Below are 12,912 nucleotides of genomic sequence, written 5' to 3' on the forward strand. Positions count from 1 at the left end.
GGGCCTCCGATGGAGCCGGTATCCAGCTCCATGCAGAAGCAAAAAAAATGTTGGTTGAGAATTGTTTGGTATTATCGAATCTGTTCAATTTCAAAGATGGTCTTTCCGCTATAGCCGTCCACGTCTACGCCACTGACAAAGTTTTCTGCGAATACCTCGATGTAATCGCCCACGGCCAATTGCACCAGGCAAGTAACCGAACGCTCCACCGTACCGATCCCGAAATGGTCGGCGGCGGTTTGCTGGTACAAAGCATTGTTGACATAAATGCCAATCGAATAGCCGTTGTTGTTGTTCTGGATGTTGGTGTGCATGGCAGCGTTTACGCGGTAAAAACCAGCCTTGGTGGCCGTAAAACGACCCGCGGCAAATTCACCACCGGTGTCGAAAGCCTCAGTGCTGAAATTCAATTTTTGCCAACCTCCTGTCGTCAGGGTTTGCGGCCCAGCCAAACTGACCCTGGCCATCGACAACGTATTGAGTGGGTTTTGTACCCAAGCGCCATTGCCGGCACCATCGCTTTGCAGGATGTAACCGTTGGCGGCCCCGTTGGTCATTTGGAAATTCGTGGTTCTGGTTTTTCCGTTCACATCGAGTCGGATGCCCGCCAATGGAACCGTTCCGATACCCACGTTGGCGTTGTCGTCCCGGATCACACCGTCAACAAGCGTAGTCCCATTCCATCTCGGCACATAATTGACCGTGGTCGAAGAAACCTGCGGATCGGTTTCGGTCACGGTAGCCGGGGTAACCCATGAAGTGGCACCGGCGCCGTTGGTTTGCAAAACCTGTCCGTTGGTTCCCCTTACAGTAGGGAAAGCATATCCGGCCACAGTAGGGTTGCCCACTTGAATCGTTCCGTTTACACGTACGATGTTGTTGTCGAATTCACCGTAAATCAAGGCGCCGTCGGCATTGGCCGAAGTGTTTTCGATGTAGAGTTTGTTCGAGCCGGTTTCGGCAGAAGCCGCACTGTATCCAATCGCGACGTTTCCGGTTCCGGTATTGCTGGTCAGCGCATTGTATCCGATGGCGACGTTATTGGCCGTAGCGGAATTGGCTTTTAAAGTATTCGAACCGAGTGCTACGTTGAACGAACCCGTTGAAAAGAGTCCGGCCTGGTAACCGAGAAATGTATTGTTGTTGGTCGCAAACGTATTGTACCTTCCGGCTTCAAATCCGATATAGGTGTTGTTGGTCCCTGTTTGGTTTTCGAATCCGGCGGAGGTACCCAGGGCGGTGTTGTTGGCGCCTGTTTCATTGTTCAGGGCACCCGAACCGATGGCGGTATTTCCGATAGCGGTAAGGTTTCCTTGAAGTGCATTGTACCCCAAAGCAGTGTTGCCGCTCCCTGAATTCTGGAACAAGGCATGCCACCCGATGGCGGTAGTGTTGTTAAAAGCCAGACCCGAACCAAACTCTGCTTCGTGGCCGATGACCGTGTTGCTCGAACCGGTGTTGCGTCCGAGCGCATAATTACCGATGGCCGTATTGTCGTTCCCGCCGATGTTCATCTGCAACGCCTGGCTGCCGATAGCGGTATTGCGGGCACCATTCTGCAAGGCGGCGGCGGCCTGGAAACCAAGCGCCGTATTTTGGGTAGCCGATGTATTGGCGGTCAACGCCTGAAAACCAACTGCGGTATTGTTGTTGGCGGCATTCAAACGCAATGCTTGAAAGCCCACGGCAGTGTTGTTGTTGGTCGCCCCATTCGAGGTCAACGCCTGATTACCGACTGCGGTATTGGCACTTCCGGTATTGATGGCCAAAGCGGCATTACCCACACCTGTGTTTTGGATTCCTCCCACAACTGCTGATAGCGTACCATTTCCAAAGGCTACGTTATCAGTACCTGTGCTCAGGGCCAAAGCGTTTGTACCAAAAGCGGCATTGTTGGTGGCCACTCCGGCGGACAGTGCATTGACACCAAATCCGGTGCTGGTCGCGCCGATTTTACCCGCGGCGGCATTGTTTCTCCTGAAAGCCAGGTCAACATTGTCGGTCGTTCCCAAGAAATTGGTCGTTCCCGATAATCCGGAATTCCCGGTGACATTCCAAGCGTTGGTCGCACCCGAGCCCAGTCTTTCCCAAACGGTACCGTTGAAGAAATAGAAGCCCACGGCCGTTACATTGACCGTTGTTCCGGCGGCTGTTCCGTTGGTAATGTCGTTTACATAAATCATGGTTGAAGTGGGCGTGCCCGTCATGGTTTGCGCCCGCAACCTCGAAACTCTTGGAATTAAAAGCCCATCCACCGTCGTTCCTACCAAGTTTGCAGCCGTAACGTCAAGCGTCGCTGCAGGAGTGATGGTTCCAACACCTACTTGGGCCATTGCGGCCATTGAAAATAGAAAAAACAGTGTTGCTAATTTATTTCTTGAGTTTTTCATAGTATTCGTTTTTTTTAAGAAATTAAGCACACCGCCCTTGATTGGGCGGTGTGTTAATTAATAACCCAATTTATCTTTTAACGACTCTTTGTGTTTTTACGAAAGAGCCTTGTGTAACAATTACATTATAAACACCCGATGGATATTGTGCGCCCACTTTCATCATGCTCAAGTCGGCGGCATCCATTTGTGTAGTTTCCATCAATCTGCCGAGCATGTCATAGATGCTCACCTGTACTTTCTCTTGGCTTGGCGTTGCGATATCGATGCTGAAATCGGTCGTGAACGGGTTAGGGTAGGCTTTCGATTTGAATGCCTCGGCAGTCGTAGCTTCATCCGAAGCGACCCCTCTGCTGACCCCTCCAGGAGCAGTGATTTCACAAGCATCCCCGAATGGAGACCAAGTACCCGAAGTCATTACAGCCACTCTTACGTTGTACAAAGCGCCAGCGGTGAAAGTGGTGGTAGGCAACGAGTTGAAGATGAAGTAATTTGTGCTTCTGTCCATGGTAGACGATGCATTGTCAGACTGTCTCGTGATCTGGAAACGGTATTGTGTAGCACCAGAAACGCTGGCCACGGCAATGGTTTGTGTTCCAGAAGTAGCCACGCCGCCACAGTTGATCAGTGACGGTACGGGCGGCGACATGATTTCGCATGGAGCACCAAAACCACCGTAAGTTCCTGTGGTCTTAACGGCCACCTCGATACGGTAAGTCGTTCCGTAGTTGTAACGGGTCAGCATTTGCAGGCTGAACCAGTTTTGAACACGGTCGATGGTCTGTACCTGGTTCGGGCCGGAAGTATCGGTCAAATTGGTGATGCGGAAACGGTATCCGGTAACACCGGCGATGCTGGTAGTGGCGATCAACGTGTTGATCTTAGGAATCGTGAGTCCGCATTGTGATGGAGAAACCGAAGCGGCTCCGCCTTCTTCCAAGATGGCCGGAGTCGATACGAAGCACGGTGCGCCCCAGCTTGCCTGCCAAAGACCGGCGCGTTGCAATTGGATCTCCACGGTGTAAGTCGTCGCATACGCATACGATGGGAATTGCGGCATGGTGAAATGCGGTACATTTTTCTCGATGACCTGTATTTGTGCACCATTGGTCACACGGATTCTGTACCCGGTGATCTGATGTCCGCCTACGGTCTGGATACCGATCAATGATCCGATAGAAGTCAAAGTCGTTCCGCAAGAAGAAGGCAACAAAGTAGTCGTTACGGTTCCGGTTTCGTCGATGGCGCCGTCGCAATCGTCGTCTACGCCGTTGTAAGGGATTTCAACTGCATTCGGGTGGATCGATGCCACTGAATCGTTGCAATCGGTATTGTCCATTACCCATCCGGTAGGCGTAGAACCGTCGCAGATGTTTTGCGTTACGGCAGGATTTCCGTAACCGTCGTGGTCGGCATCTTCATAGTACGTGTAGCATTCGTTGCTGAAATACACGTTGTCGATGTAGATTTGCGTCGCAGCGTTGATGCTTTCGAGTTTCAATCCCCAGGCTTGCGTCAAATCGGCGGCCGAGAAATTGCTCATCGGGATGCTGATCGAGTTCCATCCTGTCGCCAAATTAGAAACCGGGAACAGGTAATCGCCATTGGCCAACAAGAATACATTGACTCTTGACAAGGCTGGGTTGGCGTTCAAAGGCTCATTCAAATAGAAATCGATGTGCAAATGGCTCATGCCCGAAACGTTGACACGTGCCTCGGCCACATCGGTCAAGCCCAAGTATCCGAAGTTGTCCAACTGCAAAGCGGTGTTGGTTCCATTCGGAATTTCAGTCATTGTCGCGGCAGACCAAGCGGCACTTACCGGAGTGATTGCGTTGGTGTAAACCGCTGGTGTTCCTGTGAACAAAGAGATTACCCTGTCTGGCGTTCTGGCCGGTGGAACCGGTGAAGCGGCAGGAGGCGCGAATGTTACAGTGAATTGGGCTGCGATGCTTCCTGCGCCGTAGCCACCGTCGGCTGCCTGATTGGCGGTGATGGTAGAAGTTCCGCCGCCAACAATATGGATCATATTGCCATTGACGATGGTCGCCACCGATGGGTTGCTGCTTGTGTAAGAGAATGCCCCTGGGCTATCTGAAGTAGGCGGCGTGATTGCGAAATCAGCATCATTGTAAGCTTTGGTAGGGATGCTGAAGTTGGACAACGTCGGCGGCAATTCTGTGGCCGGTCTGAAGAAATAGATGTTGTCTACATAAACGGTTTTTCCAGCGCCGTTCAAACTTTCGAATTTGAGGAAGAACACACCGTTCGGGTTCAATGATTGGTTGGTATACGTCGTCATTGGGATGTTGATGCTGTTCCATTGGCCAGGCAACAACGTAATCATCGCGTTTCTGTCGCCGTTGTTGAGCAACCAGATGTTCATGGCCGAGCAATCGTTCGAATAAACATCCATGTGCAAGGTTTGCATCTGGGTCAGGTTGGCAGGGGTAAACGTGAAAATCTCGATGCTGAAATTTTCCATCTTTTTGGTATCGTTGCCTTCCAACTGTACATCAGAAAGCGAGGATTGGTTTTGCCAAGTCAACTCCGAGTGCGGCGTGTAGGCATTGCTGTACAAAGAAATCACATCCCAGGCATTTCTGGCCGGAGGTGTTGGTGCGGCAGTCGTCAATGGCGGATAAGTGACCGTCAAGGTAGCCGTCGTTGATCCGGGGTTGTACAATCCAGATGCGGCTTGGTTGGCGGTGATGGTTGCTGTTCCTGCGCCTACGATGTGTACGGTATTTCCGCTGATGGTAGCCACAGCACTGTTGTTAGAACCATATGTGATTGCGCCTGGGCTGTCAGAAGTAGCATTGATGGTGAAATCGGCATCGCCTACCATGGCGTTGATGTCGCCCAATGTAATGGTTGGGTTGATCAATTCCGCTGCGGGTTTCCAGAAATACATATTGTCTACATAGATGGTTTTGCCGCCCGAACCGACCATTTTGAATTGGTAGAGGCTTGAAGCGCTGAATCCTCCTTGAGAGGTGTAGCTCGTCAATGGGATGTCGTAACTGTTCCAACCATTTTGTGTAATAGGCGTCAATGCCACCGATCTTTCCCCAGTTACGGTAGAAATGAGGAAGAAATTGAGCGAAGTTTCATTCTGGCTGTACACATCGATGTGGATGAATGACATTCCAGATGCGTCGATGTTGCTGCCGAAGTCGGTTCCTTGGTAATTCAAATTGGTGTATTTCAGCAAATTGTCTCCTGAGATGACTTCATTGGTAACAGTTGTTGCTTGTCCCCAATTCGGGTTGTAATTTCTGGTTCCCGGAGCAGGCGTATACGCGTTGCTGTAAATCGAAATCACATCGGTGCTTACCCTGGCCGGTGGTGTTGGCGCTGGTGTAGTCAATGGCGGGAATGTCACGGTGAACGTAGCCGTAGCCACCCCTTGTCCGTAAGGACCGTCTGCCGCTTGAGTGGCAGTGATGGTTGATGTTCCGCCGCTTACGATATGGATCATGTTGCCGTTAACGATAGTCGCCACTCCAGTATTGCTGCTGGCATAAGACCAAGCGCCGTTGCTGTTGGAGGTTGGCGGAGTGATGGTAAAATCGGCATCGCCCACTACTTTTGCAGGAACGGTGAACGCGCCCAATGTAGGTCCTTGCGTGGTTGCTGCTCGGTAGAAATAGATGTTGTCTACCCATACATTATCTTCAGGGGCGTTTGCTCCTGTAGGGTTGTTCAAATCAAAAAAGTTGATGCTGGCCATAGAGGAGCCAGTGAATTGAGACAATGGAACGTCAAGGCTTACCCAGCCTGTTGCCGCAACCGTTCTGGTCACGCTGCTGCCTTGAAATTGCAACCAAATGGTGCCGATCGTACCGCAATACACATCGACGTGCAAAGTGGTCATTTGAGAGAAATTGGTCGTAGGAAAAGCGATTCGCGACAACAACATATTGGCGATGTAGCGTGTCGGGTTTCCGGCAATGGTAACCTGGGTTCCGTGTTGGTGTGACACACCTGAAATTGGCGTGTAGGCGTCGCTGTACAATGACATCACATCCCAAGCATTTCTGGCAGGTGGAGTCGGAGCAGCCGTGCTTGGTGGAGCAGCGTTTACAGTAAGTGTAGCAGTGGTGCTTCCGGCAGAGTGTGAGGTGCTGGGATCGGCTGCCTGATTCAAAGTGATGATGGACGTACCAACTCCATTGATTTGGATTTGGTTGCCATTGACGATGGTAGCCACCGATGTGGTACCGCTGGTGTAAGTGATCGCACCATTACTGTTGGTTGTTACCGTAGGAATGGTAAAAGTCGCATCCCCAAGCACTTTGGTAGGAATGGTAAATGAGCCGAAAGTTGGAGGTGGGTCGCCGCTCACCACACAAGTTCCCCAAGTAATGCTTGAAAGGAACGGGATACAATGCCAGGTCGGCCCCTGTCGTTGGGGGAAACAAAACGTGGATCTGCGTGTACAGAACAGGCGTTGAAGTAGACGTAAAGTTGATCGTGATCGTCTTACTGTCGCCGCTCAAAACCGCATAGTTCTTCACCTGGACATTGTTGCTGCCATTGATGGTCATGAACCAACCATCGTGTATGCCGGTCATGTTGACAGCAGACTTGACGGTGATCTTGTAATTGTTGGTGCTGGGCTGTTCAAAACTGATCGTAATCGAACGCCCGTTTGAGGAAGTCATCGGATGATCGCAATACTGGATCGCATATCCCGATGAGATACTCATCAGGAAAAAGAGCAAAAATAATTTTTTTAATGTTTCCATAATTGTTTGGTTTTCATTGTGGTTTTAGTTAATCACGGGTCTTACTGGCACCCGTTTTTTTAGGTTTATTTTTTTCATTAATTGTCTTGGCGGCCGAAACCACAAAGAGGCTTTTACTGTTCCGTTACGGCATAAAAATGCTATATCGTTTTCGTAAAAAATCTAAAAAAATCCACGGATGTGGTTAAACAATTTGGTAAACCTTGGGGGCTAACTTTATAACTGTGGCATTTTAAATCGGCAATAGTTTAGTAGGAAAATTGCCGATCAGTATTGTAATTGAAAAGAAGAAAACAGGCCATTCTGGCAAAATGGCCTGTTTCCAAAAAAAGTATGAATTAATTCTTAACGAGCTTAACGGTTTTGTTTCCGCTTTCGGTGGACACTTTGGCGAAATAGATGCCGCTTGACAATGCTGATGCATCGATGGCAGCAGTCAGGTCATTTGGCTGTACAGTTTGGATTTGTTTTCCGGTCAGGTCAAACAATACTACCGAAGTGATGTTTTGTGTGGCCGTGATGTTCCATTTGTTCTGCGTAGGGTTCGGATAAGTGCTGAAGGCCACTTTGTCGAAATCGGTGGTGCCCATGGTCGGCTCTACCCCAGAGAAATAGATGTTGTCGAAATAAACGATGTCAGAGACCAAATCAGAAGAAGTGCCTAATTTGAATTGGAAGAACGTCGTCTTGTTGAAGCCCAATCCTTCGAAAGAAGCTCAGCGGAACGTTCACACTCTGCCAAGATCCTTGTACCAAAACCCCGTTGCTGCCTTCGGTTCTCAATTCGTATACATATTCATTTACCCCACCGTTGTTACCGATGATGATGAATCGGATTTCATTCGAGTTCGCATCGGCGAAATAATCAAAGTGCAACCAGTTGTAGGCAGAAATATTGGTCACCAGGTTGGTTCCTTCGCCATAGCCGGCCACGGCAAAATTCATCTTGATTGCCTCATTGACGGCATCATTGGTGTCGAGGTCTACTTTGGCACTGTAACCACCGAAAGCATAGTCGCGGATCCAGTTGTTGGTGAAGCCGCCCGTGTCGCTGTAAATGTTCAACACTTGGTTGTTCGGTGTGGTTGGTGTCGGTGAAGGCGTCGGAATCGTAGCCATGAAATTAATCGTGTAGGTTTTGGTCACGTTTCCATTTTGTGAAGTCACCAATACTGTCGCAGTCCCAGGAATAGCCGAAGCTTGTGTAATTGTGGTCACGGTGGCGCCTGCATCGGCAGTCGTAGCCGAGGTAATCTGCGGAACCGCAGTCGTACCTACAATCAACTCATAATTGTACTGTGTTACCGAAGAATTGAATCCTGGCAAAGTGTTGCCATTGACCTTCAAGTCGCTCAAAGAAGCATCAGAGCCCGGAGCGGCTGCCGTTTTCCAGAAATAAATGTTGTCGAGGTAAATGGTCGATGGCACAACGCCTTGCTGGCCGTCGAACTTGATTTGGAAAACCGAATCCCAGGTCATTCCCGGGAAAGCGCTTTTCGGGATGTCAACGCTGCTCCATCCGCCTTGTACCAAGGTGACATCGGCCAAAATTTCCGAAACACCGGTTCCATTATTAATAGGAGAAACTTTTACGACAGTAGCCGTTGACGTCCAGATGTCGATGTGTAAAAATTCCATTCCCGACGCATTTTGGGTGGTCAACTCTGTTCCCTGATAATTAAAGTTGGGGTAAGCCAAAATAAAATTCCCATTTCCGGGGTCGAAGGTCGGGTTGACTTGTGCGTGTCCCGATTGGCCCCAGTTCGGGTCATAATTGGTTGCGACGTTGGTATAGGAGTCGCTGTAAATGGAAATCACATCCGCAGCGGCACGTGTGGGAACTGGAGCTGCAGTTGTGGGCTGTGCATAACTCAAAGTGGTATTGAACAACACAGTTAATAATGATAGTAAAGTAATTTTTCTCATATGATATTTTTTTAGAGTTAAATTTGTCAAAAGCTAAAATAAAAAATAAGATGTCTAAACAATTCGCAATTATACATATATAAACTATACAACCAAAAAAATTAAAAAATGCCCGTTTTTGCCGTAAAACCTTCAAAATAAATCGATAAGCGGTAATGTGAAACCGTGTGTCGACAATTGTGTATGGTTGTTGTATAGTTTTTTTCTCTTTTCGTTGAAACTACAACGTTTTCATTTGGTTGCTCAACAGCGGCAAAACGTCCAAAAAAACGCCGACTTTGCGGTTAAGCCAAAATTATCTTTTCATGGCAAAATGTGCCTTGAAAGTTTTCCTTGCTCCATTCTCATTGTAATCAATCGTGAACCAATAATCGGTCGATGGTAAAACACGCCCGTTGTAGGTTCCGTCCCAACCCAAACCTTCCGGACTGATCTGCTTGAGCAGTTTGCCATAGCGGTCAAAAATCCGAATGACGGCATCCTTGATTCCTTTGATGTTCCAAGTGTCATGATAGCCATCGGCATTTGGGGTAAAATATTTGGGATAATCCAAAATCGTAACGGTCGCCGTGAGATTGGTACAAAATTCATCGATAACGGTAATGGTATGGGTGCCCGCTGAAACCTGGTAAAATACATTCGACGGTTGAAACGCGCCCTCATCCAATTGATACGAAAACGGTCCGCCACCGCCAATGACCGTCACACGAATCATCGGATCGTCGCTGAAAGCTGCCGAAGGCTGGATCACCAAACTTTCGCCTTGCGGCATTTCGCCTACTGTCGCATTGACCGGATCAGAAATACAACCCGCGCTGCTGGTGGCAATCACGGTATAAATTCCGGTTTGGTCGGCCGCGTAGGTGCTTCCCACGGCGCCCGGAATCGGATTGCCGCCGAAGAACCATTCGAAACTGTGGTTGGCTGGATTCAGGTTCGTATCCAACACATACGAATTATGGCCCGAACCGGTTGTACAGATCACGCCGTCCACAATCTGTGGTACTGGCAACGGATGTACCGTGACCGTAATGGTGATCGGGGTTCCCGTACAGCCGCTCAGCGACGGGGTTACGGTATAGGTGGCTGTTCCTGTTGCACTGCCCGTCAACGTCAAGGTTTGGTTAATCTGGTTGCCGCTGCCCGATGCCGCACCGCTGGTCCCGTTTTGGGTGACCGTCCAATTGAAAATCGTTCCGGCTACGGCCGAAGCCAAAGTAACCGCAATCGGTTCGCCGTCGCAATAAGCAAGGTTTCCGCTGTAGGTTGCATTGGGTGTTGGATTGATCGAAACCGTCACCGAGTTCGAGAGCGCGCGGTTGCATCCCGCCAATGCCACGCCTACCAACTGGTAAGTGGTATTGGTCGACAAAGGTCCGGTGCTGGTCGAGGCATTGCCCGAGGCATTGAGCGTTATCGTTTGGTTGCCGCTGCCATTGGAATAAGTCACCACGGCATTAGGGGTTCCGCTGAAATGGATCATGCTGGTTTGGTTTGAGCAAACCGTCAACGGATTGGCGCTGATTGAAACCGTAGGCAAGGTGGTCGCCGATACCGGAATCGATTGCGAAAGCGTCCGTGTACAAGCGTTTGGTCCGGGCGAAGTGACATCGATCAAGGTATAATTTGTAGTAGAAGTGACATTGGGCACCACTACCGAAGCATTTCCCGAGGCATTCAACGTAATCGTCTGGCCTGCGCTTCCCGCCGAATAATTGACGGTCGCATTCGGCGTTCCGTTAAAAGTAACCGTGGCCGAAGATCCGCTGCAAACCGGGGCATTGCTCGAAATCGAAGCCGTCGGTAGTGCGTTTACCGTGATGGTCGTTGCGCTGCTGAGTGGGCTGCTACAAGTATTCAGCGTAGGCGATGTGACACTGACCAAGGTGTACGTGCTATTCGAAGTCAGGGCTGGCGTGGTAAGGCTGGCCGAACCTGTTGCATTCAGCGTAATGGTCTGGTTGGGTCCGGTGCCTACTTTATAGGTGACAACGGCATTCGGCGTTCCCGTGAAATTGATCGTGCTGGTTTGGCTTGAACAGATTGTGGTGGGGCTGGCACTAATGGCTGCCGTTGGCAAAGGGACAACGGTCAGCGTAACCGATTGGGTAAGGGCTTGCGTACAGACGCCGCCTACCGTCACGCTGATTAAGGTGTAAACCGTAGTAGCGGTCGCGCTCGGGATGGCTACCGATGCATTTCCAGTGGCGTCCAAGGTGACCGTCTGGTTGGTACTTCCCGCCGAATAGGTGACCGTTGCGTTGGGCGTTCCCACAAAAGTAAGTGTGGCCGAACCGCCCTGGCAAACCGGTGAACCGATTGAAACTGCGGCTGTCGAGGTATTGTTGACCGTAATGGTAACCGAATTGTTCTTGAGTCGGATGCAGGTATTCAGCACAGGCGATTCCACACTGACCAAGGTATAAGTCGTCGTAGCAGTCAATACGGGCGTAGTCAGTGTAGCGACACCGGCTGCGTTTAAGGTGATGGTCTGGTTTGCGGTTCCATTGTTATAGGTGACGATGGCGTTTGGCGTACCGTTGAAGCTGATCACCGCTGTATTTCCGCCACACATGGTGGTGCTTCCCGAAATGTTCACATCGGGCTGGGGTACAATCGTGAGCGAAACCGGTGTTCTCGGGCTGCCGATGCAATTGCTGGTCGTGTCGTAGGTTTCCGCATAATAGATACCTGCTGCGGTCGGTGTATACGACAAACTGTTGGCCTGTACCAACGTGCCGCCCGTAGCCGCATTGTACCAATTGACGCCCACGCCGGGTTGCGGCCCTACCGATAAGGCAGGGACGGGTTGGTCGCTGCAAATCACCTGGTTGCCATTGCTCGTGGCCGGACTGGGCGAGGGCAATACATCTACGGTAAACACATTCGACGCGGTCGAGCAAAATAGATTGCTCAGGTTGGCGGCATCCTGTGCGGCCCTGACCCTGAAATAGGTCTTTGTGCTCAAGTTGGGTGTCGTATAGGTCGCATTGGTGGCTCCCGCAATATCGGTCCAGGTGGTGCCGTCGGGGCTGGTTTGCCATTGGTAGAAATAAGGTACGGCGCTTGTGGTGGTGGCGTCGAGTTGGATCGATACGGGATTGGTACAGGTCGTATAAGTGGTTCCTGCCACCGATGGACTCGAAACCGTGGTCAAATCGCCGCAGGCGCTGAACGAAATGTCGTCGATGGCCAAATCGTTTCCACAACCGCCCAAACCGTTGTTCTTCATTTTCAAAACCACCGATGTTTCGCTCACCGTTGTAAATACCAGTGCGAATTGTTGCCAGAGCGGGGCATTGCTGCCCATAATGTTTCCTGTATTGCCCGAGCCCAACAGGATTGTTTCGGTGGCATTCCATATTTCAAAGCGCACATTGATCGGGATTTGGCCCGCTCCGCAGAAATTGGAATTCGGATTGTACACATTCATGAGCCAGGCCGAAAATTCGAAAGTCGTATTGACGCACAATCCGGTCACGGTCTTCTTGTAAAAATCCCCCGAAGTGGCGGCATTGGCATTGACAATCAGCATTTTTCCATTGGGGCCGTTGGTCGCGTCGGGCGTATGGTCCAATGAATAGTGCCAGGTGCTGTAAAGGCTCGAATGATAATATAAGGTGTAAAATCCGTCGTTGGGCGCGCCGGTCACAAATGGGTAAGTGGTGATTCCGGCGGGCAGGGCCGGTCCATAAGTGGTTCCGTTTCCAAAATTTTCGCTAAAAAGGGGATCCCCTTTACTGCCGGGGCAAAATCCCAATTGGGCATAACCGCCCAGCGACAACAGTAGAAGCAAAAATGCAAATTTTGTTTTGGTTTGGCTCATCAATTAATCAATAGGTTTT

Annotated in this window: 6 protein-coding genes; all 6 read right to left on the reverse strand. The window is 50.2% G+C overall.

Going from position 1 to position 12,912, the window contains the following annotated elements; translation table 11 throughout:
* Positions 1 to 71: 71 nt before the first annotated feature.
* Positions 72 to 2,390 carry a beta strand repeat-containing protein gene (locus QM717_RS09355; protein WP_415037129.1) on the reverse strand — a complete coding sequence of 773 codons (2,319 nt, stop codon included), beginning with the start codon at positions 2,388 to 2,390 and terminating at the stop codon, positions 72 to 74.
* 70 nt (positions 2,391 to 2,460) lie between these two features.
* Entirely contained in the window at positions 2,461 to 6,687 is a 4,227-nt protein-coding gene (locus QM717_RS09360) for a T9SS type A sorting domain-containing protein (RefSeq protein WP_415037131.1), read from the reverse strand.
* Positions 6,638 to 7,141: a hypothetical protein gene (locus tag QM717_RS09365; RefSeq protein ID WP_415037133.1), complete on the reverse strand. Its 504-nt coding sequence runs from the start codon at positions 7,139 to 7,141 to the stop codon at positions 6,638 to 6,640. Before QM717_RS09365 ends, QM717_RS09360 begins: the two co-directional genes overlap by 50 nt.
* A 338-nt stretch (positions 7,142 to 7,479) precedes the next feature.
* The gene (locus QM717_RS09370) at positions 7,480 to 7,842 is read right to left on the reverse strand and encodes a T9SS type A sorting domain-containing protein (protein ID WP_415037135.1); all 363 of its coding nucleotides are present in this window, start codon (positions 7,840 to 7,842) and stop codon (positions 7,480 to 7,482) included.
* Complete coding sequence (locus QM717_RS09375; protein WP_415037137.1) at positions 7,790 to 9,067, reverse strand: hypothetical protein; 1,278 nt, start codon at positions 9,065 to 9,067, stop codon at positions 7,790 to 7,792. Before QM717_RS09375 ends, QM717_RS09370 begins: the two co-directional genes overlap by 53 nt.
* Positions 9,068 to 9,362: 295 nt before the next feature.
* Positions 9,363 to 12,863, reverse strand: coding sequence for a T9SS type B sorting domain-containing protein (locus tag QM717_RS09380; RefSeq protein WP_415037139.1), 3,501 nt, complete (start codon positions 12,861 to 12,863; stop codon positions 9,363 to 9,365).
* Between the last annotated feature and the right edge of the window lie 49 nt (positions 12,864 to 12,912).

This window comes from Flavobacterium sp. (genome assembly GCF_047602195.1).
GTDB lineage: Bacteria > Bacteroidota > Bacteroidia > Flavobacteriales > Flavobacteriaceae > Flavobacterium.

What these genes read in the sequence shown, in the direction of transcription:
- QM717_RS09355 (WP_415037129.1), bottom strand. Translation starts at nt 2,390, where the DNA reads ATGAAAAACTCAAGAAATAAATTAGCAACACTGTTTTTTCTATTTTCA.
- QM717_RS09365 (WP_415037133.1), bottom strand. Translation starts at nt 7,141, where the DNA reads ATGGAAACATTAAAAAAATTATTTTTGCTCTTTTTCCTGATGAGTATC.
- QM717_RS09375 (WP_415037137.1), bottom strand. Translation starts at nt 9,067, where the DNA reads ATGAGAAAAATTACTTTACTATCATTATTAACTGTGTTGTTCAATACC.